This window comes from Pseudarthrobacter sp. R1, assembly GCF_024494415.1.
Lineage (GTDB): Bacteria > Actinomycetota > Actinomycetes > Actinomycetales > Micrococcaceae > Arthrobacter.
The window spans coordinates 303,353-327,006 of the sequence record NZ_JAMKFI010000008.1 but is presented as its reverse complement, the minus strand read 5'-3'; the positions used below and the strand labels follow the sequence as shown (position 1 = coordinate 327,006).

General features: G+C 66.4%; 20 protein-coding genes and 1 pseudogene. 11 read left to right on the top strand and 10 right to left on the bottom strand.

The features are described from left to right. Positions 1–185: 185 nt before the first annotated feature. Positions 186–290 (top strand): annotated as a pseudogene (locus tag M8J71_RS12300) (IS481 family transposase); the annotation flags it as partial. On the opposite strand, the gene M8J71_RS12295 reads toward M8J71_RS12300, so the two are convergent. Further along, positions 287–1,285, bottom strand: coding sequence for a DNA topoisomerase IB (locus M8J71_RS12295; protein ID WP_256248185.1), 999 nt, complete (start codon positions 1,283–1,285; stop codon positions 287–289). The pseudogene M8J71_RS12300 and the gene M8J71_RS12295 sit on opposite strands and share 4 nt — an antisense overlap. An 84-nt stretch (positions 1,286–1,369) precedes the next feature. Here M8J71_RS12295 and rarD point away from each other — a divergent pair, with 84 nt between their 5' ends. Both rarD and M8J71_RS12285 read left to right on the top strand, forming a co-directional pair. Beyond that, on the top strand, positions 1,370–2,446 hold the full coding sequence (gene rarD / locus M8J71_RS12290) for an EamA family transporter RarD (protein ID WP_256248184.1): 1,077 nt from the start codon (positions 1,370–1,372) through the stop codon (positions 2,444–2,446). A 39-nt stretch (positions 2,447–2,485) separates the two neighbouring features. Then, the gene (locus M8J71_RS12285) at positions 2,486–3,739 is read left to right on the top strand and encodes an NAD(P)/FAD-dependent oxidoreductase (RefSeq protein WP_256248183.1); all 1,254 of its coding nucleotides are present in this window, start codon (positions 2,486–2,488) and stop codon (positions 3,737–3,739) included. A gap of 110 nt (positions 3,740–3,849) precedes the next feature. Here the strand turns inward: M8J71_RS12285 and gabT are convergent, their stop codons facing one another. Both gabT and M8J71_RS12275 read right to left on the bottom strand, forming a co-directional pair. Next, positions 3,850–5,220, bottom strand: coding sequence for a 4-aminobutyrate--2-oxoglutarate transaminase (gabT, locus tag M8J71_RS12280; protein ID WP_256248182.1), 1,371 nt, complete (start codon positions 5,218–5,220; stop codon positions 3,850–3,852). 77 nt (positions 5,221–5,297) lie between these two features. Beyond that, positions 5,298–6,728 carry a gamma-aminobutyraldehyde dehydrogenase gene (locus M8J71_RS12275; protein WP_256248181.1) on the bottom strand — a complete coding sequence of 477 codons (1,431 nt, stop codon included), beginning with the start codon at positions 6,726–6,728 and terminating at the stop codon, positions 5,298–5,300. 157 nt (positions 6,729–6,885) lie between these two features. Here M8J71_RS12275 and M8J71_RS12270 point away from each other — a divergent pair, with 157 nt between their 5' ends. Then, positions 6,886–8,322 carry a PucR family transcriptional regulator gene (locus M8J71_RS12270; protein WP_256248180.1) on the top strand — a complete coding sequence of 479 codons (1,437 nt, stop codon included), beginning with the start codon at positions 6,886–6,888 and terminating at the stop codon, positions 8,320–8,322. A 32-nt stretch (positions 8,323–8,354) separates the two neighbouring features. On the opposite strand, the gene M8J71_RS12265 is transcribed toward M8J71_RS12270, so the two are convergent. Next, complete coding sequence (locus M8J71_RS12265; protein WP_256248179.1) at positions 8,355–9,926, bottom strand: CYTH and CHAD domain-containing protein; 1,572 nt, start codon at positions 9,924–9,926, stop codon at positions 8,355–8,357. Positions 9,927–10,068: 142 nt separating this feature from the next. On the opposite strand from M8J71_RS12265, the gene M8J71_RS12260 reads away from it, so the two are divergent. The 3 genes from M8J71_RS12260 (at position 10,069) to M8J71_RS12250 (ending at position 13,437) form a co-directional block, all read left to right on the top strand. Next, positions 10,069–11,415 carry an MFS transporter gene (locus M8J71_RS12260; RefSeq protein WP_256248178.1) on the top strand — a complete coding sequence of 449 codons (1,347 nt, stop codon included), beginning with the start codon at positions 10,069–10,071 and terminating at the stop codon, positions 11,413–11,415. A 6-nt stretch (positions 11,416–11,421) separates the two neighbouring features. Then, the gene (locus M8J71_RS12255) at positions 11,422–12,102 is read left to right on the top strand and encodes a FadR/GntR family transcriptional regulator (RefSeq protein ID WP_256248177.1); all 681 of its coding nucleotides are present in this window, start codon (positions 11,422–11,424) and stop codon (positions 12,100–12,102) included. Between the two features lie 120 nt (positions 12,103–12,222). Continuing rightward, entirely contained in the window at positions 12,223–13,437 is a 1,215-nt protein-coding gene (locus M8J71_RS12250) for an AI-2E family transporter (protein WP_256248175.1), read from the top strand. A gap of 80 nt (positions 13,438–13,517) precedes the next feature. On the opposite strand, the gene M8J71_RS12245 is transcribed toward M8J71_RS12250, so the two are convergent. After that, a complete protein-coding gene (locus M8J71_RS12245) occupies positions 13,518–14,054 on the bottom strand; it encodes a hypothetical protein (protein WP_256248174.1) in 537 nt (178 codons plus the stop codon). A 153-nt stretch (positions 14,055–14,207) separates the two neighbouring features. Here M8J71_RS12245 and M8J71_RS12240 point away from each other — a divergent pair, with 153 nt between their 5' ends. The 3 genes from M8J71_RS12240 to M8J71_RS12230 are packed head-to-tail and all read left to right on the top strand — an operon-like array spanning position 14,208 to position 16,672. Beyond that, positions 14,208–14,498 (top strand): hypothetical protein, encoded by a 291-nt coding sequence (locus M8J71_RS12240; RefSeq protein WP_256248173.1) that lies wholly within the window; start codon positions 14,208–14,210, stop codon positions 14,496–14,498. A 3-nt stretch (positions 14,499–14,501) separates the two neighbouring features. Beyond that, entirely contained in the window at positions 14,502–15,329 is an 828-nt protein-coding gene (locus tag M8J71_RS12235; RefSeq protein ID WP_256248172.1) for a DUF1206 domain-containing protein, read from the top strand. 29 nt (positions 15,330–15,358) lie between these two features. Further along, on the top strand, positions 15,359–16,672 hold the full coding sequence (locus tag M8J71_RS12230; RefSeq protein ID WP_256248171.1) for an SRPBCC family protein: 1,314 nt from the start codon (positions 15,359–15,361) through the stop codon (positions 16,670–16,672). A 135-nt stretch (positions 16,673–16,807) separates the two neighbouring features. On the opposite strand, the gene M8J71_RS12225 is transcribed toward M8J71_RS12230, so the two are convergent. The 5 genes from M8J71_RS12225 to M8J71_RS12205 form a co-directional block, all read right to left on the bottom strand. Then, positions 16,808–18,274: an FAD-dependent oxidoreductase gene (locus M8J71_RS12225; RefSeq protein ID WP_256248170.1), complete on the bottom strand. Its 1,467-nt coding sequence runs from the start codon at positions 18,272–18,274 to the stop codon at positions 16,808–16,810. Positions 18,275–18,374: 100 nt separating this feature from the next. Further along, entirely contained in the window at positions 18,375–19,631 is a 1,257-nt protein-coding gene (cobA, locus tag M8J71_RS12220; RefSeq protein ID WP_256248169.1) for a uroporphyrinogen-III C-methyltransferase, read from the bottom strand. Between the two features lie 254 nt (positions 19,632–19,885). Continuing rightward, positions 19,886–20,953 (bottom strand): ABC transporter permease, encoded by a 1,068-nt coding sequence (locus M8J71_RS12215; protein WP_256248168.1) that lies wholly within the window; start codon positions 20,951–20,953, stop codon positions 19,886–19,888. Next, positions 20,943–21,668, bottom strand: coding sequence for an ABC transporter ATP-binding protein (locus tag M8J71_RS12210; protein WP_256248167.1), 726 nt, complete (start codon positions 21,666–21,668; stop codon positions 20,943–20,945). The genes M8J71_RS12215 and M8J71_RS12210 overlap by 11 nt, the downstream gene beginning before the upstream one ends. 30 nt (positions 21,669–21,698) lie before the next feature. Further along, entirely contained in the window at positions 21,699–22,835 is a 1,137-nt protein-coding gene (locus M8J71_RS12205) for an ABC transporter substrate-binding protein (protein ID WP_256248987.1), read from the bottom strand. 332 nt (positions 22,836–23,167) lie between these two features. On the opposite strand from M8J71_RS12205, the gene M8J71_RS12200 reads away from it, so the two are divergent. After that, positions 23,168–23,578, top strand: a complete 411-nt coding sequence (locus M8J71_RS12200; RefSeq protein WP_256248166.1) for an Hpt domain-containing protein — start codon at positions 23,168–23,170, stop codon at positions 23,576–23,578. The last annotated feature ends 76 nt before the right edge of the window (positions 23,579–23,654 follow it).

Genomic DNA, 23,654 nt, shown 5'->3' with positions numbered 1-23,654 from the left:
CCGGTTCCGCGAAATAATGCCGCCCGTAACGCCTAGCTGTATTGACCACGGACGTTAGGAACATGCGGCGTGGTTAGGTGACAAAAAGAAGACCTCCAAGTGGAGTGGGGCTTGTCTAGAGTCCGAACCACAAGGAGGTCTTCAATGTCCCATGCTAACGCGCTGAGACCGAGCGTGTTGCCGCTTTCGCCGACTGGCTCCATCACTACAATCATCATCGAGGCCACACCTCACTCAAAGGTCAGCCACCGGCCAGCCGCGTCACCAACCTCTCAGGTCAATACACCTAGCCGCTTTTCGCGAGCGGCACCACGTTGCCTTCGCGGTAGAGCAGCGCACGCAGTTCGGCTTCGGCGGAGTCAGGCCGCTTGGGGTCGATGGTTTCGCCCTCGTGGTAGTGGTCCAGCACGCGCGGGTCCACATAGCTCTTGCGGGCAATCGATGGGGTGTTGCCCAGCACTTCGGACGCTTCGATCATGGCACGGCTGATGGCCCGCTTGCGTTTGGCCGCCGTCCGCTGGGGGCCGGTGCGGGACAGGCTGGCGGCAGCCGCCACCGTGCCGCGCAGGGTCCGGAAGTCCTTGGCCGTGAAGTCCGAACCGGTCCGCTCCTTCACGTACGCGTTGATGTCCGCGCTGGTGACGGGCCGCCAATGCCGGCCTTCCTTATACGCCAGGAGCCTGGCGTTCGCGCCGCGCCGCTTGAGCAGGCGCAGCAGGGCGGCGAGGTCGGCGTCGCGGATTTCGGACTCCCAGTCCTTGCCGCTCTTGGCCGGGAACCGCAGATGGATCCGGTCCTTGCGCACATGGACGTGGGCACACAGCAGGGTGGCGAGCCCGTGGCTGCCGTTTTCGTTGGTGTACCGCTCGGACCCCACCCGTAGGGACCCGCTGTCCAGCATCCTGAAGGCTCCGGCGAGGACGCGCTCGCGGGAGAACCCCTCGCCACGGAGGTCCATGGTGACGCGACGGCGGGCGGCGGGAAGCGATTCGGCCAGCTGCAGGGCCCGGTCGAACTTCACCCGGTCCTTCCGTTCCCGCCATTCCGGGTGGTAGATGTACTGCCGCCGGCCCACAGCATCCACCCCGGTGGCCTGGATATGCCCGTTTTCGAACGGCGCTATCCATACGTCCGTCCAGGCCGGCGGGATTCCGATGCTCTCCAACCGCTCACGAACAGGCCCCGGCGGCAGCGTCGAACCATCGAGGTCCCGGTAGCTGAAACCCTTGCCTGCGGCGACCCGGCGGTATCCGCGGCCCGAGGCGTTGCTGCGCCGGAGCCTCATCGGGTGGCCTCCAGCCCGTCGGCAAATATCATAAAAGCAAGCCTACTGACTATTTGCCGGAATACCTGCCCTGGAACTGATGTTATGGATACCGTGCCTTCTCCCGATGGATCCCCCTCGCCTGTCCCTGCTCCGGCCGCACCTCCAGCATCGCCCTCCGCGCCGACGTCGGAAGTTCCGGCACCAGCGGCAACGCCCGCGGCAGGCAGCAAGGGTGCGCCGCCAAAGGCAGTGGAAAAGGAGACGACGGCGGGAATCCTCTTTGGCATCGGGGCGTACGGGCTGTGGGGGCTGCTCCCCCTGTACTTCTTTGTCCTGATGCCGGCCGGCGCCGTGGAAATCGTGGCGAACCGCGTGGTGTGGTCGCTGCTGTTCTGCGCGCTGCTGATCACCGTCACCCGTTCATGGGGTGCTCTGGCCGGCGCGCTGCGGAACCGCGCCGTGTTTGGTTCCTTGGCACTGGCCGCGTTCCTGATCGCCGTCAACTGGCTGACCTACACCTATGGCGTGACCACCGGCCAGGCAGTGGAGGCCTCCCTCGGCTACTTCATCAACCCGCTGGTCTCCGTCCTGCTGGGCGTGTTTGTGCTGAAGGAAAAGCTCCGCCCGCTCCAGTGGGCGGCGGTAGGCATCGGGTTCGTTGCGGTGGGCGTACTCACGTATTCCTACGGCAAGCTGCCGTGGATCGCGCTCACCTTGGCGTTCAGCTTTGGCCTCTACGGCTTCGTCAAGAAACGTGTTGGCCCCAGGGTGGACGCCGTCACCAGCCTCAGTGTGGAAACCATGGTGCTGGCCCCGTTCGCGGCGGTAACCATGGTCTACCTCGCCGTAACCGGAACGGCGACCCTCACCACCCAGGGCCCGGGCCATTTCTGGCTCCTGCTGGCCTCCGGTGTGATCACCGCTGTTCCGTTGCTGTTCTTCGGGGCCTCGGCGCGCAGGCTCCCCATGACCACCATCGGGCTGCTCCAGTACTTCGCACCCCTGCTGCAGTTTGTCCTGGCCCTCGTGGTGTTCAAAGAAGCGATGACCCTCGACCGGTGGATCGGGTTCGGTGTGGTCTGGGTGGCCTTGCTCGTCCTGACCGTGGACATGCTGCGGACCGCCCGCAAAACATCGGTGGCGCGCCGGCGGAGCAAGGCCGCACTGAAATCCTCCTAGGCACTGTTGCCGGGAACCCCTGTGGAGTAGGTTGCTCGGATGGAGGACTCATATCAGGTGATCGTGGTCGGGGCCGGTTTCGCGGGCATAGCAGCAGCCAAGGAACTTGGCCGCAAGGGCGTGCGCGTCCTGCTTATTGACTCGAACAACTACCACCAGTTCCAGCCCCTGCTGTACCAGGTGGCCACATCGCAGATCGGCGTGTCTGCCATCGCCCGGCCCATTCGGTCGGTCTTCCGGCGGCTTCGCAACGTGCGGGTCCTGACCGCGGACGTGGCCGCAATCGATGCCGGGAACCACACTGTCACCACCGCCGAGGGTGACACCTTCCGGGCCCAGGCCCTGGTTATCGCCGTCGGCGCGGTGCCCAACTTTTTCAATACCCCCGGCGCGGAGGAACATGCCTTCCCGTTGTATTCGGTCACGGACGCCACCCGGCTCGGCACCAGCGTGACGCGGCTGCTGGACCGGGCGGACAGGGAGCCAGGCTCCAAAGTGGACATGGTGGTGGTGGGCGGCGGCCCCACCGGCGTGGAGACCGCCGGAGCCCTGGCGGAAAACATCAAATTCGTGGTGACCAAGTACTTTTCCCCTGAGCTCGCGGCACGGTGCCGCGTGCACCTGGTGGACATGGTCCCGACGGTTCTGACCATGTTCTCGTCGAAGTCCCAGGAATATACCCGGCAGCGCCTGACGAAGATCGGCGTCCAACTGCACATGGGAGTCGGCGTGACCGAGGTGCGGGCGGACGGTGTGACCCTTGCCGACGGGACGGACATCCCGGGCGGCATCGTGGTTTGGGCCGGCGGTTTGAAAGCCGGCGATCTGCTGGCCGGCTCGGGGCTTCCCCAGGGAAAAGGCGGACGGATCGACGTCCGCACGGATCTGACTGCTCCCGGTCCAGAAGGCGTCTACGTCATCGGCGACGCAGCCAACATCACCGATTCAACCGGGGCGAAACTGCCGCAGCTTGGCTCCGTGGCCCAGCAGGCCGGAAAGTGGGCTGCCCGCAACGTCTACGCCGACCTCAACGGCGGCACCCGGCAGCCTTTCCACTACACGGACAAGGGATACATGGCCATGATCGGCCGGGGCGCCGCCGTCGCTGAGCTCGGCCGCAAGCGCGTCCAGCTTCAGGGGTCCTTGGCTTTTATGTCCTGGCTCCTGGTGCACCTTGCACTCCTGTCCGGATTCCAGCAGAAAGTGCGTGCCCTGTTTTCCTGGCTCAACGGGTACGTCCTGCACAGCCCGGCGCAGGTGGTCATCGGCGGACCGGACAACGACGTCAGATAGCGGCGTAAGAATAGACCGCAGTTAAACCCCCAGGCCCCGGAACGGTAGTTCCGGGGCCTGGGGGTTTGTTCGCGCCGTTGCGAGGGGACGCTAACTCTAGTTGGCTGCCGTTATGCGTTGGCCTTGATGGCCGCAGCAAGGACGTCCAGGCCGTCGTTCAGCAGTTCATCTGTAATGACCAGCGGCGGCAGCAGGCGGATCACATTGCCGTAGGTGCCGCAGGTCAGGATGATGACGCCTTCCTTGAGGCAGGCGGCGGCGACGGCTTTGGTCAGCTCCGGGTTCGGTTCCTTTGAGCCTGCCTGGACCAGTTCGATGGCCAGCATCGCGCCGCGGCCCCGGATGTCCCCGATCACTGCAGACCCGGCACCGGCCAGTTCCTCCTGCAGTTCCCGCAGCCGGGTGGTGGCGAGGGCTTCGATGTGGCGGGCGCGGCCGGCCAGGTCGTATTCCTCCATGGTGCCAATGGAGGCGAGTGCGGCGGCGCAGGCCACAGGGTTGCCGCCGTAGGTGCCGCCGAGACCGCCGGGGTGGACGGCGTCGAGCAGGTCTGCCCGGCCGGTGATCGCGGAGAGCGGCATGCCGCCGGCGATGCCCTTGGCGAGGGTCATGATGTCCGGGATGACGCCTTCGTGGTTGACGGCGAACCATTCACCGGTGCGGCAGAAACCGGACTGGACCTCGTCCGCGATGAAGACGATGCCCTTTTCCTTGGCCCATGCTGCCAGCGCTGGGAGGAAGCCCTCGGCCGGGACGATGAAGCCGCCCTCACCCTGGATGGGTTCGATGATGATCGCGGCAACCTGGTCGCCGCCGATCTGCTTTTCGATCATGGTGATGGCGCGCTTGGCGGCCTCGGCACCGGTGATATCCGGGTTTTCCTCACGGTACGGGTAGCTCATGGGCATGCGGTAGACCTCGGGCGCGAACGGGCCGAAGTTGGTCTTGTACGGCATGGCCTTGGCGGTCAGCGCCATGGTGAGGTTGGTGCGGCCGTGGTAGGCGTGGTCGAACGCCACGACGGCGTCGCGCCCGGTGGCCAGGCGGGCCACCTTAATGGCGTTCTCCACTGCCTCCGCACCGGAGTTGAACAGGACAGTGCGCTTTTCGTGGTCGCCCGGGGTGAGGCGGTTCAGCTGCTCGGCGACGGCCACGTAGCCTTCGTACGGCGTGACCATAAAGCAGGTGTGCGTGAAGTGCTCCACGGCTTCCTTCACGGCGCCCACGACGGCGGGATCGGAGGCTCCGACGCTGGTCACGGCAATGCCTGAACCCAGGTCAATAAAGGAGTTGCCGTCCACGTCGTGGATGATGCCGCCGTCGGCGTCTGCAACGTAGACCGGGACGCCGGACGCGACGCCCGCGGCGACGACGGCCTTGCGCCGCTCTGCCAGGGCCAGCGACTTGGGGCCCGGGAAGTCGGCCTGGACGCGCCGCTTCTGCTCCAGGCGGAAGGTGATGTCTGATGCGGTGGTGGTCATGATGATTCTTTCCTTGCTGGATGGGGCCACGCCGGCGGAGTTCCTTGGCCGAAGCGGAGCGAGGTTAGGGGGCAGGATTAGGCGTCGAGCGCAGACATCACGTGCTTGATGCGCGTGTAGTCCTCGACGCCGTACATGGAGAGGTCCTTGCCGTAGCCGGACTGCTTGAAGCCGCCGTGGGGCATTTCGGCGGTGAGCAGGATGTGGGTGTTGATCCAGACGGCGCCGAAGTCCAGGTCGCGGCTCAGGCGCATGGCGGTGCCGTGGTTGGACGTCCACACGCTGGAGGCCAGGGCGTAGTCAACGTCGTTGGCCAGCTCCACGGCTTCCTGCTCCGTGCTGAACTTTTGCACGGTGATGACCGGGCCGAACGTTTCCTGCTGGACGATGCTGTCCGACTGCTTCGCGCCGGTGATGATGGTGGGCTCAAAGAAGAAGCCCTTTTCCCCCGCCCGGTGCCCGCCGGTTTCGATCCGGCAGTGCGCGGGCAGGCTTTCCACCACGGAGGTGACCTGGTTGAAGTGGTTTACGTTGTTCAGCGGGCCGAAGTAGTTGTCTTCGTCGTTCTGTGAACCCGTGCGGAGGGTCCTGGTGTGTTCCACCATGGCTGCCACCACGTCGTCGTGCACGGATTCCTCCACCAGCACGCGGGTGATGGCCGTGCAGTCCTGGCCGGCGTTGAAGAACGCGAACTCGGCAATCGCTGCGGCGCTCTTTTTGATGTCGGCGTCCTTGAAGACGATGGCCGGCGCCTTGCCGCCCAGCTCCAGGTGGGCACGCTTGAGGCCCTTGGCTGCACCGGAGGCGACGGCGATGCCGGCGCGGACGGAGCCGGTGATGGACACGAGTCCCGGGACCTTGTGGTCCACCATCATGGCGCCGGTCTTGCCCGTGCCCAGCACAACGTTCAGGACGCCGGCGGGCAGGATGTCACCGGCGAGGCGGGCCAGGACCAGGGTTGACTCAGGCGTGGTGTCCGAGGGCTTGAGCACTACGGTGTTCCCGGCTGCGAGCGCGGGGCCGATCTTCCAGATGGCCATGAGGAACGGGTAGTTCCACGGGGCAACCTGGGCCACGACGCCGATGGGTTCCCGGCGGACGTAGGAGGTGTGGCCCTCGAAGTATTCACCGGCGGACTTGCCTTCGAGGATCCGCGCGGCGCCGGCGAAGAAGCGCAGCTGGTCAGCGCCGGCGGCAATTTCCTCCGAGGCGATCAGGGACCGCACTTGGCCGGTGTTGCGGTGCTGCGCCTCCACCAGTTCGTCGCTGTTGGCCTCGATGGCGTCTGCCAGCTTGAGCAGCATCAGCTGCCGCTGGCCCGGCGTGACGTGCTTCCAGCTCTTGAAGGCCTCCTTGGCGGCTGCCATGGCCGCGTCAACGTCTTCCTGCACGGAGATGGGCGAGTACGCCACAACGTCACCGTTGGTGGGGTTGACGATGTCCAGCGTGCCGGTACCGGCAGGCGTAACAAACGCGCCGTTGATGAAGTTCTGCAAGGTTTGGACCACGGTGTGCAACCTCTTTCCTGGGGGCCATCGGCGGCAAGGCGGATGGATTTGACTGCCTTGAGCCTATGCCAGCACCCCTGCGCCGTGAATAGCCACCTGCACACCCTTTCTGCTGCTTTTTAGTGCGGTTGACTAGCAGCCGTTTATCCTTGGTCCCATGGCCATTTCCCTTGCTGCCCTCCTGGGTGTCAAATCCCTGAACCTGTCCAAAGCAGGGCTTGCCGAGACGACGTGGCACCAGGACATCAACTGGGTGGCAGTGACCGAGCTGGAGGATCCGCAGCGGTTCATCAACGGCGGCGAGTTGATCCTCACCACTGGCCTGCGGCTGAAGTCCGCGCCCGAGCAGCGGCGGTTTGTCCGGCAGGTGCAGCGGGCCGGTGCCGTCGGTATCGGTTTTGGCGTGGGCCTTTCCCATGAGGCAGTGCCGCCTGCGCTGCTCGCCGAGGCGAACCGTTGGGGCCTGCCCGTGGTGGAGGTCCCGTACGAGACGCCGTTCATTGCCATCGGCAAGCTGGTGGCGGATGCCCAGTCCGCGGACCACTACGCGAAGCTGGAGCGGCTGATCGCAGGACACCAGGTGCTGGCCCGTGCCCTGCTGACGGGCGGTGGCCTGGCCGAGCTGTTAAAGCACCTGGGCGGCATGCTTCGCGCGGACATTGTCCTCACGCAGTTCACGGCCCAGCTGTACAACAGCAGCAAGGACACGCCGCAGGCCGACACCTGGGCCTCCTACCCCATCCCCACCGGCCGGCGCGACGCCTGCACGCTGTGGGTCCGCAGGCCCTTCGAGGACACCGGCATCATCGGGTATGCCCAGAACCTGATCAGCGTTGAACTGAACAACATGGTCAAGCAGCGCCAGGCCGAGCGGGCGCTATGCGGGCAGGTGCTGGAGGATGTGATCCACGGGGCGCTGGAAACCAGCGAGGCCCAACGCCGGCTGGCCGGCGTCGGCGTGAACAGCACCCGCAAGAATGTGGTGTTGCTGGCCGTCTCCGCCACCCACCACAAGGCCCTGGTGAGCACCTCGGTGCCGCGGGAACTGGAGAAGGCGGTTGCCGCCGTCGTGGGCAAGGACCTGGTGCTGGTATTGAACGACGACGGCGGCGCGGCACCGTCCCTGGCGCGGAAGTTGAGCGACCACCTGGCCGAGGCGGGCATCCATGCGACCATCGGCATCGGCGGCGCGTACACCAAGCCGAACGGCCTGCGCTGGAGCTACTTCGAGGCACGCGATGCCGCGAGCCACGGGCTGCCCGTCAACGAGCCGGAGCGGCTGAGCCTGACGTCGCTGCTGCTGGCGAGTGAGGATGTGCCGCTGGCCGATATGGCGCACGAGTCCCTCAATCCACTCCGGATGTTCGACGCGGCCCATGGTGCGGAACTGATGACCACGCTGGAAAGCTACCTCAACAACAACGGCTCCGTGGCCGCCGTCGCCGAGGAGCTCACCCTGCACCGGAACACGGTCCGGTACCGGCTGGCACAGATCACCGAACTGACCGGCTACGATCCCGCCGTCACCACCGACCGCGTGCAGCTGTGGCTGGCACTGGCGGTGGCCCGACTGTCCGCACGCCAGGGCAAGTAGCCGCTGCACCGCTTGGTGTGAGCGCCCGGGGACTAAATGACCCGGGGTTTCAGCAGGCCGCGGGACTTCTTACGGGCTTTGCGGTACTTGGCCTCGGCCCTATCCATGAGTTCCGCCTGGCGGATCCGCAGCGCGGCCAGAGCCTCGGCCGTGGGCTCCGGCAGCATGTGGCCTGCTTCGAGTGACTGCAGCAGGTTCCGCGCAATCACGGCGTCGTGGAAGTCACCCAGGATCCTCTGCTGCCGGTGGGCGGCCTTGGCCACTTTCCGCGCCCGTTTACCGCGTACCAGCCCTGCCGACTCGGCCACATGGCGAAGCCGCTTGGCGTCCTTGCGCACCTGGTGGAGGGCGTTTTCGTGGGCCGTCCCGCGCCTGGCATGCGCTGCAGCCTTTTGCGAGCGGCGCAGCCGGCGGGCGGACTTCTCCACCACCTTTGCGGTAACGCTCCGCCCGGGGGCCACGGCCTGCGACAGCACCGGCGGCTGGCGGCAGAAGTCCTCAAGATCGTTCAGCAGCCGGAAATAGCGTTCCGACTGCAGCGCCGCCTGGAGCCGGCGGTATCCGGCGTCGAAGGCAGCACCGGCCTTGCGCTCCACCTGTTCCCGCGCTGCGTCCGTCCCCTCGCCCGGCGGCAGCTCATCAAGATGGCCCCGCAGCCGGCCCAGCAGGACTTCGGCGTCACGGGGTTCGCCCAGCAGGTGGCCGAGCCAGCCAAGTTCGTCCCGGAGGCGACGTACCGGGACAGCCCTGTACAGCTTGCGGTACGCGGCCAGCACGGACCGGATCCGCCGGGTTGCGGACCTCATATCGTGGACGGCCTCCGGCTCCTCCAGCCGGACGGCGGCATCCCCGGAGAAGAGTTGGCGCAGCTGCTCCGCCACATAGACGGTGACGACGGCGGCTGCCGGGGCCTTCTTTCCGGCCAGGAGCGCAGCGGGACTTTCCGTTTCCTGTTCTCCGCTCCCGTTTGCAGCGCTGCCGAGTGCCCGCGCGAGTTTGGATGCGTGGCCGGCGGGACGGGCGCCGGCGGCGGCGAGGAGTTGCTCTGCGGGGCCAAACAGGTCCGGACTGCCGTTGACGAGTTCCAGTTCCCACTCCCGCCAGCGCTGCGGCTGTTCATCCGCGGGTTCGCGGTGCAGGCGTGTCGCCTCCACTTCGTCGTCCGCCAGGTCTGCCAGATGAGCGCCGTCCTCCCCGTAGAGCGGGTGGGTGGTGCGCCGGGTTTCCAGCCGGACCACGGGAGCCACTTTCGTGCCACGGAGGTACGCCTGCACGCGGGCCAGCAGGTTGTCGGGTACGACGTCGGGCTGGCCAAGAGGGGCGTGCAGCTCCCGGCGCTGCTGGGGTTCTGTTCCGGTGCCGGTTTGGGCTGCCGGGGGCAGCTTCAGGTGCCAGCCGGCGTCGATCCCCCCGGTACGGCGGCGCAGGGTGATGCGGCGGGCTGCGAGCGCGTGCCGGTCGGTATCGAAGTAGACGGCCTCCAGCACAGCGGTGTGGGGAGTTCCGACGCGGGCAACGCCGGGCAGTTGTTCCAGCGCGGGCACTGTGGCGTCATTGCCGACGTCGTACTTCTTTTCGATCTCGATCCCTTGGGAAGCCTTCACAGCCGTCCTTCCGCGTTGGTGCTGCATACGGGCCGGATGGCATCCATGCCCTCGGTGGAAGTCTATTGCGCTGGCAGGACGGGCCGGGAGAGCTTCGCCACAAAACTGGAGACATCAAACGTCTAACCTTTAGCCTAGAAAAATGCCCGCCACTCCCCCCGCCCCTGCTGCCGCACCCTCCGCGGTCTTCACGGCGCCGTCCCCCGCGCCCCACATGCCGTCGCCGGCGCGTGCTGCGTCCGCACCTGCCTCCGGTACCCCGCTCACCAAGCCGCGATCCGCCGTCGTATTCGGTGTTATTGCGCTGGTGCTGATCGGGCTCAATCTGCGGGCGGGCATCACCGGGGCATCGGCGCTGCTGCATGACCTTCAAACGGTGCTGGGCTATGGGCCGCTGGTGGCTGCGTTCATTCCGTCCATTCCCACCCTGTGCTTCGCCCTGGCGGGCGCCGGTACCTCCTGGCTCACCGGCAAGCTGGGTGTTGAGAAGGCGATCCTTTTGTCCCTGGCCATGCTGGCCGGCGGCCTCCTGCTCCGCGGAATCCCCGCAACCGGGATGCTGGTGGCCGGCAGTGTAGTGGGAATGTCCGGGCTCGCCGTCTGCAACGTGGCCATGCCGTCCTTCATCCGGGAACACTTCGCCTCCCGGACATCCCTCATGACCGCCGTTTATACGGTGACCATGACCACCGGAGCAACTGTCACCTCCGTCGCCGTCGTTCCACTGGCGCAAGCCCTGGGCTCACCGTCAGCCGCCGTCGGCGCCATCGGCATCACTGCCGTGGCGGCGTTCCTGGGCTTCCTTCCCGTGGCGTTGCATGCGCACCGGAACAGCACGCGTTCGACGGCGGGGCATGTGTCCCCCTGGCCGTTGCTGCGGACCAGGAAAGGGCTGCTGCTGACGGCCATTTTCACGCTGCAGGCACTGCTGGCCTATGCGTTGCTGAGCTGGTTCCCGTACATGCTCACCAACATGGGGATGGACGCCTCCGGGAGCGGACTGATGTTCGGACTGATGCAGCTGGTGTCCGTCCCCGCGGGCATGCTGCTCATCGCCATCGGTTCCCGTTCCAGGATGCTGCGCCCCGCGTTCTACCTGGTCAGCATCACCATGGCGGTGGGCCTGGCCATGCTCCTGGTGTTGCCCGTGAGCCTGGCCATCGTTCCCGCGGTCCTGCTGGGCTTCGGCCTGGGCATCTTCCCGCTGGTGATGGTGATGATCAGCCGCAGCGGCGCGAGCACGGCCGAAACCACGGCGTTGTCCACGCTGGCCCAGTCCTCGGGCTACCTGCTCGCCACCGCCGGCCCGTTCGGGATGGGCCTCCTGCACAGCGCCACCGGCGGCTGGACGCTGCCCCTCGCCCTGCTGCTGGCCCTGGCGCTGGTACAGATTGTGGTGGCGCACCTGATCACCGGCGGCGCGATGACCCGGAGCGTTTCCGGCGCGGCCGGCAGTACCGCCGGCCGCGTTGCAGGGAAGAGGAAGTAGGCCGCCATGGCACTGAGCCCTTCATCCCGCCCGCCGCTCGCGGACGAAGTCACCGCGAAGCTGCGGACCATGATCCACTCCGGCGAGTGGCCCCTCCACCAGCGCATCCCGTCCGAAACCGGACTGATGGCTGACCTGGGCGTCTCGCGCGGCACCCTCCGCGAGGCAATCAAGGCGCTCGCCCACAGCGGCATGCTGGAAGTCCGCCGCGGCGATGGCACATACGTCCGCGCAACCAGCGAGATCTCCGGCGCTGCCCGCCGCATGTACCAGGACCACACAGAGGCCCACATCCTGGAAGTCCGGCTCGGCCTGGACACCCAGGCCGCCCGGCTGGCGGCGCGGAATGCCACAGCCGACGACGTTGCAGCCCTGCGTGTTCTCCTCACCGACAGGAATGAAGCCTGGAACTCGGAGGACTACGAGGCCTGGGCGCGGGCGGACTGGGGTTTCCATGAGCGGGTGGCGCAGGCATCGGGCAATCCCCTGCTGCACGAGCTGTACGTGAGCTTCGGTGCCGTGGTCCACGAGGATTTGCTCAAGCAACTGCGCCGGCCGGGATTCGACGGGCTCCAGCACGAGGGACATGACGTCCTGCTGGCGGCCATTGAGCAGCGGGACGAGGACGCCGCCGTTGCCACCGTCAACGCAAACCTTAACTCCTGCGCCGAGTGGCTCGCCGCGTAGTTCGATGACGCTTCGGGGTTTCGCCCTTCCTTAATCAGTCAGTAGGCTTACTATCTGACAAAGGTAGTAATCCCTGCCGTGCACACTGCGCCAGGGCACCCGCCGAGATGAGGAGTCCCCATGGCGCGAGCAATACGCGTGGCCGACCACGGGCCAGGCAGCGACACCCCGCAACCGTCACCTGCCGCCGGGTCAGCCCTGCAGCAGGCCCAGGCAACCGCTGCGCGAAAACAGGAACCCAAGCCCCCCAGCGCACTGTGGGCAGACGGACTGGGCCGGGTGGGCATCCGCTCCGCGCAGGTCCTGCTGATCCTGACCGTCGCCGTGGTGTCGGTGTACGCCTTGATGCAGATCAAGCTCCTGGTGATACCGATCCTGATTGCGCTGATCCTGGCGGCGGCCATCGGCCCATTCGTGAACATGCTTCGCCGCCGTGGGCTGCGGGGCGGGCTGGCAACCGGCATCGCTTTCATCGGGCTGCTTCTGGTGCTGGGTGGCGTTGGCACAGTTATCTACTACTCCGTCCGCAACCAGTGGGGCGAACTGGCCCAGCAGGCTGCATCCGGGCTGGACGAACTGGAAAGGTTCCTGCTCACCGGGCCCATACCCATCGAACAGGCGCAACTGGACCAGGCCCGCGAGGGCATCGTGCAGTTCGCCACCAGCAGCCAGGTCCGTTCCGGCGCCATCACCGGGCTGTCCGTGGTGACCGAATTCATCGCCGGGGCCAGCCTCGTGATCATCATCCTGTTCTTCTTCCTGAAGGATGGCGCCAAGATCTGGAATTTCTTCCTCCGCCCGTTCAGCGGGGAACGCGAGGCCAAACTGCGCCGGGTGGGCAAGCGCACCCTTGAGGTGCTTGGCGGCTACGTCCGCGGCACGGCGATCGTGGCACTGGTGGACACAGTAGCCATTGGGGCCGCACTGCTGATCCTGCAGGTTCCGCTGGCCATCCCCCTGGCACTCATCGTCTTTATCGGCGCCTTCGTGCCGCTGGTGGGCGCCACTGTTGCCGGGATCCTCGCTGCCCTGGTGGCACTGGTGGCCAACGGTCCCGTGGTGGCCTTGATCGTGGTGGCCGTGGTCATCGCGGTCAACCAGCTCGAAGGCGACCTCCTGCAGCCGATCGTGATGGGCAAATCGCTGCAGCTGCACGCCCTGGTGATCCTCATGGCGCTGACCGCCGGAACCATCCTGGCCGGCATCGTAGGTGCCGTGCTGTCCGTGCCGCTGGCCGCCGTCGCCTGGGCCATCATCCAGGTGTGGACGGCGGAGGATCCGAAACTCGAGGACATGAACCCGGACCTGCCGCCCCCGAACAGCCAGCCGGTCTAGCCGGCCCCCGGGCGGCAACCACCCACACATACGACGACGGTCCGGCACCTGGGTGCCGGACCGTCGTCGTGCGTTATGGGTTAGCGCTGCAGGCCTGCGAACACATTCTTGGGACGCTGCATCTCGCCATGCTTGGCGCCCAGGATGACCACCAGCCCCGCGAATGCGGGGATGACCCACTGCAACATCTTGAGCTGCTGCTGGGCGGCCTTCAACTCGTCCGAAGCATCGGGGCGCGGCTCGGTGGCACCCTCGGCGCCCTCGGCAGCAAGCTTTTCAACCTTCTTGCCCAGGATTCCTGAGTAGAGGGTCACTGCTGCGCCAGCCACCGTCACCGCGGTCTTGATCACGGTATCCCTGGCCACACCGTCCTGCTTGGCGATGCGCTCTTTGTTCTCCCAGGCGATGGCGAGGTCCGCCACCAGGTGCGAGGCAAAGGCTGCCGTCTGGAACGGTGCCCATTTCATCCATCCGGCACTGGAGAGGCGGGTGCGCTCGGACGGATCCTTGGCCGCCGCCGCTGCACCGTTCAGGCCGATGGCACCCATCAAAGATCCACCGAACCACGCTGCTGCCGTCAGATCGTGAACTGACCGGGCAATGAGATTTCCTGCCATGATGTGCATTCCTAACGTTGAACTGGTTGAGGTGCCGCGCCTGCGGACTTCACTTGCCGTGTCCCATTGAGGTCATGGTCCGCCCATGGTAAGCACACTTACTAATGTTACGAAAGCCCGTCTTGCGCGGGCAGACCGCGTAATATCGTCGCCATGGGAACTACAGGCAGTTTGTTCGGCTGGGCCTTCGGGGACTCCGCCCGTGAAGATGACGACAACTACGTGGAAGGGCTTCAGCGCGAGGCATTCGGGAATGCCAGGGACACCGCGAAAGCCAAGGGGGTGGCCGTCGTGTCAGGCTCGGAGGTCTTCACGGTGTTGAGCGCGGACGATTCCCTGGTGGAGCTGGACAACGCCCCCGGAAAGCTGGTGGTGCGTTGCACCGTTCACGTCGAAGGACCCGGTGCGGAGAAGATTCGTGCCGAAGGGCCCATGAACGGCTGAGCAATGTCGGACAGCGACTCCACCATCAGCCAGGCCGCGGACGCCGTCGAGGAGGCCTCCAACCACCCCGCCCTGGATGTCCTTGCCCGGACGGGGTTCGCCGTGATGGCTCTGCTGCACGTCATTATCGGTGCAATTGCCATCGCCGTGGCCTTCGGCCAGCCGGGTGAAGCGGAACCTACGGGCGCCATCGAGCAACTGGCCGCCAACCCTTGGGGTCCGCTAGTGATGTGGGTGTGTGTCGCGGCATGCATCGGGTTGGGGCTGTGGCAGGCAAGCGAGGCAACCCTGCGGGCTCGCCGGCTGCCCCGCAAGGACCGCGTTTCGAAGCTGATCTCGTCGGGATTCCTTGCCATCGCATACAGCAGCGTTGGGCTCAGCTTCGCCGGTTTTGCCGTGGGACTGCGAGGGGATTCGAGTGAAAGCACGAAAGACTTCAGCGCCTCGCTGATGGCCACACCGCTGGGACTGTGGGCGCTGGTGGCGCTGGGCCTGACGATCATCGGGATCGGCATCTATTTTGTGTTCAAGGGCGTGCGACGCGGGTTCAAGGAAGAGCTCTTCCACTTTGACGGCACCCGGCGCGGGCGGCTGATCGACACCCTTGGCGTCACCGGCCACATTTCCAAGGGGGCCGCCCTGGGCCTCACCGGCCTGCTCTTTGTGATTGCCGCCGCCAAGCACAGTCCGGAGGAGTCCACGGGACTCGACGGCGGCCTCAAAGCCCTGCAGGACCACCCGTTCGGTCCCTATGTGCTGGTCGCCATCGGGGCAGGTTTCATCGCTTATGGAATATTCGCCCTGATCCGGTCCCGGTTCGGACGCATGTAGTTCCCCCTCGATGTGGGTAGGAAGGAAGCATGACGCAGCAGTTGCTGAGGGACCAAACGGCCGACGGCGGCATGCCGAGGGAGGTTGCCCCTGCCGTCACGGATACGGCGGGCCGGGCTTTTGCTGCCCTGTTCCGGCTCCTCAAAGTGGCCCGCCCCGACCGTCCTATCCATCCCAAGGGACGTGGCCTTGCCGGAAAAGTGACCAGGACCGGGACTTCCGGCGAGCCGAGCGGCCTGGATTGGCTCGACGCTCCCGGCATTGACCCCGTTGTGGCCCGGTTTTCGCGTTCGGCCGGGCTGCCTCAGACGCTTCCGGACGTTCTGGGCCTGGCACTCCGGGTGACGCCGTCCCGGAACTCCGTTTCCGGCACAACGCTCGACGCCGGCGCGGACGGCGGTGCTGCCGGCGGCGGTTCTGACGGCAGCGGCCCGGACGGCGCTGCCGACATCCTCTTCGCCTCCACCGGCTGGCAGCTTCCCGGGAGGTTCCTGCTCCAGCCCCGGCTCGACGTCTCCTCGGCCACCTTCACCACATTGATGCCCTACCGGGGACGGAAGGGTCCCGTGCTGCTGGGGCTTCGGAGCTTAAGCCTGCCGGCGGGGTCGATCACCGATGGCGAGTGGGTACTGGGGCTGTATTGGGCCAAGCCTGCGGGGCCGTGGCGGCAGTGCGGCGAACTCCGGCTGCGCGCCTCCCCGGAGCCGGCCGACACTCCCCTGCGCTTCAATCCGCTCGAGAACCAGCCGCCGGGCGCACAGGCCTACGACTGGACCCGTCGCCTGCGGGAGCGCTCCTACCAGGCGGCGCAGCAAACCCCGCCGCCCGCCGTCGCGCATTCTGCCGCCGCTCCCCCTCCAAAGGGGAACCACAGCAGCCCAGCCACCCCAGGAAGGAACACCATGTCCACCGTGTCCCAGCTGTTCAACACCCCTGCCGCCGACGTCTGGCGGGTCATTGCCGACGGCTGGCTGTACTCCGGCTGGGTGGTGGGCGCGTCCCGGATTCGCGCCGTGGATGACACCTGGCCCCAGGCCGGAGCGCGCCTGCATCACTCCGTGGGCGCTTGGCCGCTGCTCATCAACGACAGCACCCGGGTAACCGCCGTCGAACCCGGAAAGTCACTGGAACTGGTGGCGCGCGGCTGGCCGATGGGCGAAGCGAGGATCGTGATCACGCTCCAGGACCAGGGATCCCAATGCCTTGTCACCATTGCGGAAGACGCGATCCGCGGGCCGGGCAAGAAGGTGCCCAAGGTGATGCGGGACCCGATGATCACGGTACGGAACCGCGAGACGCTCAAGCGCCTGGAGCTGATGGCGGCCGGCGGGGCCGGCCGCTAAACCATGCAACGCGTGGAGCCGCGTCCGCAGGGTTCCCTGACCGAGCTTGCGAGGTGAGGGGCGGACGCGGGGTCACATCGCGGCCCTAATCCCGTGGGGATGGGCGCGAAGTGACCTCGCCTTGCTTGCGGTGTCCTAGACCTGAGCGGCCACGCCGTCGCGGGAGATGGCAACCATGTCCTCGCGCGGCACCACCTTGATGCGCTCGCGCTTGACCTCAACCCCGTGCGAACCGCCGGCCTCGGTGGCAGCAGCGCCGAGGGCGAGCTCGTGGGCGTCCAGTGCCAGCCAGCCTTCCCAGCTGGTGAACTTCACGCCACGGCCGTCAAGGAGTTCGACGACGGCGTCCGCCTCGGGAACGGCAGCCACGGGCAGGTTTTCGCGGTCTTCCAGCAGGTACGTCACGGTCTCGAGGGCGTCGCCCTTGGTGTGGCCGATCAGACCGACCGGTCCGCGCTTGATCCAGCCCGTGGCGTAGATGCCCGGCACGTGGGTGCCGGCGGCATCCAGGACGCGGCCGCCGTCGTTCGGGATGACACCCTTCGTGTGGTCGAACTCGATCTCCGGCAGGGCTGACCCGAAGTAGCCGATGGCGCGGTACACGGCCTGGACCGGGTACTCCACGAACTCGCCGGTGCCGCGGGCATTGCCCGTGCCGTCCAGCTCGGTGCGCTCGAACTTGATGCCGGCCACCTTGCCCGGCGTCTCGGCGTCGTCATAGATCTCCACCGGGCTGTGCAGGAAGTGCAGGTGCAGGCGGCGGGAAGCCTTAAGCTCGGAAAGGTCCTCCGGCTGCTCGGCGATCCAGTTGGTGAGCGTGCCCACCATGGTCTTGGTCTGGTTGTTCGTCTGGATCTGGCGGTCGGATTCCTCGTCGAACTCGAAGTCCTCCGGGTACAGGATGATGTCCACGTCCTTGGAGTGGGACAGCTCGCGCAGTTCCAGCGGGGTGAACTTAACCTGGGCCGGGCCGCGGCGGCCAAAGACGTGCACGTCGGTGACGGGCGAGGCCTTCAGGCCTGCGTAGACGTTGTCCGGGATTTCGGAGACCAGCAGGTCGTCGGCGTGCTTGGACAGGACGCGGGCCACGTCCAGGGCCACGTTGCCGTTGCCGATCACGGCGATTTCCTTGGCTTCCAGCGGCCATTCGCGCGGGACGTCCGGGTGGCCGTCGTACCAGGAGACGAAGTCGGCGCCGCCGTAGGAGCCGTCCAGTTCGATGCCGGGGATGTTCAGGTCCGCGTCCTTGATGGCGCCGGTGGCGAAGATGACGGCGTCGTAGTGGGTGCGGAGGTCCTCGATGGTGAGGTCGGTGCCGTAGTCCACGTTGCCGAAGAAGCGGATGTCGCCGCGGTCCAGGACCTTGTGCAGGGCGTTGACGATGCCCTTGATGCGGGGGTGGTCCGGGGCCACGCCGTAGCGGATCAGTCCGTAGGGTGCCGGGTAGCGGTCAAAGAGGTCGATGCTCACGGTCAGCTCGCCGCTCTTGACGGCTTCGCTCTTGGTGAGGATGTCCGCGGCGTAGACGCCTGCCGGGCCGGAGCCCACGACGGCGACGCGCAGCGGGCGTTCGGCAGAACCTACGGTGGTGCTTGATGACACGGCTGTGTTCCTTTTCTTCGGTCCGTCCCAACTAGGTAGCGCTAACTGTCGTACTGAGGGCTCATAACGACACTTGGCGCTACCCAGTTGGGTTGGTGGGCTAGCTGGTGAGGACTCGGGGCTTGTTCGGGGTGATGGTGCTGTAGTCGGTGGTTTTGAAGTGCGATGGCGCAAATGGGCTCACGCGCACCACGTCGCCGATGACAATGACTGCCGGGTTTGCGACGCCGGCGGCTTCCGCCTGGTCCGCAATGGAACCGAGCGTGCCGATGGTGACGCGCTGGTTCGGCAAATAGCCGTTTTCCACAATACCAACCGGGGTGTTACCGGGCAGACCGGCTTTGCCCAGAGCGGACGCCGATTCGCGCAGCTGGCCTACACCCATCAGCAGCACCACGGTGTGGTCCGGGCGGGCCGGAACTTCGGACAGTTCCTCATGGCCGGTCACAACGCTGAAGCCTTTGGCCAGGCCGCGGTGCGTAACGGGGATGCCGGCGGCGGCGGGAACGGAAATTGCGGACGTGACGCCGGAGACCACTTCGACCTCGACGCCGTGCTGCCGGCAGTACTCGGCTTCTTCCCCGCCGCGGCCCAGGACGTACGGGTCGCCGCCCTTGAGCCGGACCACGCGGTGGCCTTTCAGGGCTTCCTCGACGAGGATGCGGTTGATCTCTGACTGCGGCACGGGGTGGTGGCCGGGGGTCTTGCCCACCTCGATCACGCGGACATCGGGGGCCAGTTCGTTCAGGAGTTCGCGGGGACCCAGGCGGTCTGCCACCACGACGTCGGCCTGGCCCAGGAGGCGGCGGCCGCGGACGGTGATGAGGCCGGTGTCGCCGGGGCCACCGCCTACGAGGGCAACGCTTCCAGCAGACGCCCGGCGGCGACGCAGCGGCAGGTCTCCGGTTTCGAGCGCGGTGGCGACGGCGTCGCGGACGGCCATGGCGCGGCGCGGGTCTCCCCCGGCGTTCACGGCGATCTTGATGTCGTCCACCTCGGCGACGGCGGGGGTCCAGGCGGCGGAGGCTTCATGGTCGGAGGCGTTGACGCACCAGATGCGCTGCGCCTCGGCGTCCGCAGAGACCTGGGCGTCCACTGCGGAATCGCCGGTGGCCGTCTGGACGAACCAGACGCCGTCGACGTCGGCGGAAGCGTAGGTGCGCGGCTCCCAGGTGAGGAGGCCGGCATCAGCGAGCTCCCGGAGCGCGGCGGAGGCAACCGGCGCCACGACGGTGACCTGGGCACCGGCATCGAGCAGACCCTTGGCGCGGCGTGCTGCCACCGGGCCGCCGCCGACCACCAGCACGGGGCGGCCGAGCAACCGCAACGCTGTGGGGTAGATATCCTGAATTGCCATGAATCAACGGTAGGGCCGCGTCACAATCGCCAACAAAGGCCGAGCAACACCAGTTCACGCAAGGTAATGCTGCGTCACATACCGGTTTGCCGCCGTCGTGGGGGACATTGGCGGGTGTTGAAGCCGGAACAGGCGCCATTAGCGGCGTGTCCGTGCCAAAGTGCCCCGGTTGGGTACTGGCAGGAACGGAAACACAGCAAAGCCCGACGGCGGGAGTCGCCGTCGAGCTTTGCTTGCGGTTTTGTAGGTGCGGGCTAGCGCGTGCTGCCGGAGAGCAGGCCGCGGCTGCGCAGGAGGCGCTTCTCGATCGGGCCGAACACCAGCAGTTCGATCAGGATGCCGACTGCCAGGATCAGCAGGATTGCCGACATCACCACGGTCATGTCGGACAGGATGCGGCCCTGGTCGAGCAAGGAGCCGAGGCCGAACCCGATGGTTCCGCCCACTGCGATGATTTCCGCGGCCATAAGTGAGCGCCAGGAGAAGGCCCAGCCCTGCTTGAGCCCGCCCAGGTATCCAGGCAGCGCGGCGGGAAGGATGATCTGCAGCGCCATCTCCAGCCGGGAGGCACCCAGGACCGTTCCCACGCGCCGGTACTGCGGCGGGATCTGGTCCACCCCGGAGATGAGTCCGTTGATGATGGACGGAATGGCGCCCATAAAGATGACGAAGTACACGGTGGCGTCAGTGAGGCCGAACCAGATAATGGCGGCAGGCACCCACGCCACCGAGGGCAGCACCTGAAGGCCGGAAATCAGTGGACCGAAAGCACGGCGCAGCGGAGCCACCTGGGCCAGCAACAGGCCAACGGGAGTAGCGATGGCCACACTGATCACGAAGCCAACCAGCCCCCGCTGCATGGAGGTCCAGACGGCTTCCTGAAGTTTGCCCTCGTTCCAGAGGACGCCCATCTGCGTCACCACATCCATGGGGCCGGGCACCAGGTCGCGGCGCTTCACTCCGAGCGAGACGTAGAACTGCCAGATGAGCACCAGGACCACCAGGGCCGCGATGGGCAGGAGCACGCGGCTCCAGTCGATCCGGTGCTTGCGGTCGGCGTCCGACTGCAGCGAGTCAAGGCCGGATTCCAGTTCCCGCAGGTCCTCTCTGCCCGTCGAACTTCTTGTTAAAGCGGCATGGACGTGCCGGGTTTCCGTGGTGGCATCTAAAGCATCGGACGAGGGGCCCGATGCGAGCTTGCGAGCATTGGGAAGTCCGATGCTGCTGTCGGAGCCGGACGCTTCGTCCGCAGGACGGAAGCCGTCCGGCGAAGGGGCGGGGGCGGCATCGGGCGCGGAGCCCGACAGGGACTTACTTGGCATGGCGGCGAATCTCCTCACGCAGCCGGGCAGTGATGACCCCGGTCAGCTGGCCGGCAAGCCCGGCGTCGGTCCGGTGTTCCTCGGTGACTGCCCATTCCTGGACAACGCGGCCGGGGCGGGAGGACAGCAGCAGCACACGCTGGCCCAGGCGCACGGCCTCACGGACGTTGTGGGTCACGAAGACGATGGTGCGCCCGGTTTCCTTCCAGATGCGCTCGAGCTCGTCATGCAGCAGGTCGCGGGTGATGGCGTCGAGGGCGGCGAACGGCTCGTCCATGAGGAGCAGCTGCCGGTCCTGTGCCAGCGACCGGGCCAGGGACACACGCTGGCGCATGCCGCCGGACAGCTCGTGCGGGCGCTTGTCCCCCGCGGCGCCAAGGTGCACCAGTTCGAGAAGCTCCTGTGCCTTGGCCTTGCGCTCGGCCTTGCCAACGCCGCGGAGCTTCAGGGCCAGCTCAATGTTCTCCCGGGCGGTGAGCCAGGGAAACAGTGCCGCGTCCTGGAACATAAAGGCAGCACCGTCGCTGGGCACTTCGAGGGCGCCCGACGTCGGCGCCTCCAGTCCCGCCATGATGTTCAGCAGGGTGGATTTGCCGCAGCCGGAGGCACCGAGGAGGGCAACGAACTCGCCCTTGCCGATGTTGGCGTTGACGTCGTCCAGTACCGGGGCGCCGTCGCCGAAGCGCTTGCCCAGATGTTCCAGTACGACTGGCATGGTGCCGTCCTTAGGTAGTGATGGAAGGGGTCAGTCCCGGCCGAGGCCGGCAGCCGGGATCCGTTGGGTGCCGCCGCCGGCGATGACGTCGTTGAGCGGGCGAAGATCGAAAAGGCCGTTGATGTCGGCCTGTTTGGTGGTGCCGGCCTCCACGCCGTCCTGCAGCAGCCGGGGGTAGCTTCCGGCCAGCGGGTCAAGGGTGAAGGTAATGTTGGCCAGGGACCGTGCGAGGACGTCGTCGGCCAGGGCTGCGCCTGCTGACTCCTGCAGTGCCGCGTTGACGACGGAAGCCTTCTGCCCGGCCGGTGCTTCGTTCAGCCAGGCGACGGACTTTGCGTGGCCCGCCAGCAGCGCCTTCACCGTATCCGGGTGGTCGGCCGCGAACTTCTGGTTCACGATCAGGACCGTCGTGGGGAACTCGCCCGGCTTGCCGGTGCTGCTGCCATCCCACAGGTCCTTTTCGTCCACCAGCACCTTCGCTCCGGCCTGGAGCACCAGCCTGGACGCCCAAGGCTCGGGCAACCACGCGCCGTCGAGCTTTCCGTCCTGGAACAGCTTCAGTGTCTGGGCGTTCTCGGTGGGGTTGATGGCGACGTCGCCGCTGCCGTCGACATCGGTTTTGTAGCCCTGGTCCGCAAGCCAGGCGCGGAGGGCCACATCCTGCGTGCCGCCGAGCTGCGGCGACGCGAGCGTCTTGCCCCTGAGGTCCGCCGCGGATGTGATCCCAGGCCTGACCACCAGCTGGGCACCTCCGGCAGCAGCTCCGGCCACGATCCTGACCGACTCGCCCTGGCTCTTCACGAAGGAGTTGATCGCCGGATTGGGACCGATATAGGCAGCATCGATGGCGCCCGCATTCAGCGCCTCGATGGCCGCCGGCCCGGCATTAAAAGTTTCAGTGCTGAGGGCGGTATCGCCCAGGGCTTCAGCCAGGAAGCCTTCCTTGATGCCTACCAGTGCGGGCGCGTGCGTGACGTTGCCAAAATATCCCAGCTTCAGGTCCGCCGCGGGCGTGGGTTCAACAGCCTGCGCCTCAGTGTTACGCGAGACGGTGGATGCCACCACTGCCCCCACGACGATCAGCAGGACCAGCCCAACAGCCAGGGCAGCCTCGATGGCACGCCTGCGCTTGGGGACCGGGCTTTCGCCTGCCACAATGCGGGTCATCCCGGGCTTGGAACTAGTCATTGTTTCACCATAGGGAGTGGCCGAAAGCCGTTCAATGAAGCGGAAACGGGGGGTCACGCGGGTTCATTTAGCGTCATATTTCGACGACGGCGTCCCACCACTTGTGAGCCGGGATTTCCCTATCCCATGAGATTCGAGTACTCACTACTCGTGCCTCGCCATCCCCCGCCACGTAGCGTGCATTCAAAGTCCTGCTGGGAGGCACATAGGTGTTTTGACTTTCAGGGGCACGTCATGGGTATCGAGCGATGCAGGCGAGGGTTGTGTCACTGGGCCCTGCCCGGCGGGCGGGCTAGCCGCGGGGGGCAACAGTGACCCAGGGCGACGGCTACGCGCCCCTCCTTGATCCAGCCGTGCTGGAAAGGCTTCGCGAGGAGCTGGAAGGCGATGAGGGAGTCTGGAGGGTATTCGTGCAGAACTTCATCGGGTGCCTGCCCGAACGGATTGAACGGCTGCGGCAGACGCTGACAACCGGGGACTTCCGGGGAGCAATGGACGCGGTGTTAAGCCTCAAGACATCCAGCCAGATGGTGGGCGCTGAACGCCTTGCCGAGATGGCCATCAACCTGGAACGTGCCCTTCGCAACGAAACCCGTGAGAATGACCCTGCCATTGCACTGCCGCACCTGGCTGCGGAGCACCTCCGACGGATCAAACAGTGTGGCCGCCAAACGACGTACCTGCTGCAGGCGACCCTTAAACAGAAACCGGACCTTGGCTGAAATAAGTTCTCCTACTTCCTCCCGGAGGCACTTTTCCCTCGAATCCACACGGGCGCGGGCAACAGCGCCGGCCGTT

Bases quoted from the DNA above. Each gene is read 5' to 3' on its own strand.
- gabT (WP_256248182.1), bottom strand. From the start codon at position 5,220: ATGACCACCACCGCATCAGACATCACCTTCCGCCTGGAGCAGAAGCGG.
- M8J71_RS12215 (WP_256248168.1), bottom strand. From the start codon at position 20,953: ATGCCAAGTAAGTCCCTGTCGGGCTCCGCGCCCGATGCCGCCCCCGCC.
- M8J71_RS12235 (WP_256248172.1), top strand. From the start codon at position 14,502: ATGTCGGACAGCGACTCCACCATCAGCCAGGCCGCGGACGCCGTCGAG.
- M8J71_RS12210 (WP_256248167.1), bottom strand. From the start codon at position 21,668: ATGCCAGTCGTACTGGAACATCTGGGCAAGCGCTTCGGCGACGGCGCC.
- M8J71_RS12250 (WP_256248175.1), top strand. From the start codon at position 12,223: ATGGCGCGAGCAATACGCGTGGCCGACCACGGGCCAGGCAGCGACACC.
- M8J71_RS12260 (WP_256248178.1), top strand. From the start codon at position 10,069: ATGCCCGCCACTCCCCCCGCCCCTGCTGCCGCACCCTCCGCGGTCTTC.
- cobA (WP_256248169.1), bottom strand. From the start codon at position 19,631: ATGGCAATTCAGGATATCTACCCCACAGCGTTGCGGTTGCTCGGCCGC.
- M8J71_RS12255 (WP_256248177.1), top strand. From the start codon at position 11,422: ATGGCACTGAGCCCTTCATCCCGCCCGCCGCTCGCGGACGAAGTCACC.
- M8J71_RS12295 (WP_256248185.1), bottom strand. From the start codon at position 1,285: ATGAGGCTCCGGCGCAGCAACGCCTCGGGCCGCGGATACCGCCGGGTC.
- M8J71_RS12205 (WP_256248987.1), bottom strand. From the start codon at position 22,835: ATGACCCGCATTGTGGCAGGCGAAAGCCCGGTCCCCAAGCGCAGGCGT.
- rarD (WP_256248184.1), top strand. From the start codon at position 1,370: ATGGATACCGTGCCTTCTCCCGATGGATCCCCCTCGCCTGTCCCTGCT.
- M8J71_RS12230 (WP_256248171.1), top strand. From the start codon at position 15,359: ATGACGCAGCAGTTGCTGAGGGACCAAACGGCCGACGGCGGCATGCCG.
- M8J71_RS12270 (WP_256248180.1), top strand. From the start codon at position 6,886: ATGGCCATTTCCCTTGCTGCCCTCCTGGGTGTCAAATCCCTGAACCTG.
- M8J71_RS12240 (WP_256248173.1), top strand. From the start codon at position 14,208: ATGGGAACTACAGGCAGTTTGTTCGGCTGGGCCTTCGGGGACTCCGCC.
- M8J71_RS12285 (WP_256248183.1), top strand. From the start codon at position 2,486: ATGGAGGACTCATATCAGGTGATCGTGGTCGGGGCCGGTTTCGCGGGC.
- M8J71_RS12245 (WP_256248174.1), bottom strand. From the start codon at position 14,054: ATGGCAGGAAATCTCATTGCCCGGTCAGTTCACGATCTGACGGCAGCA.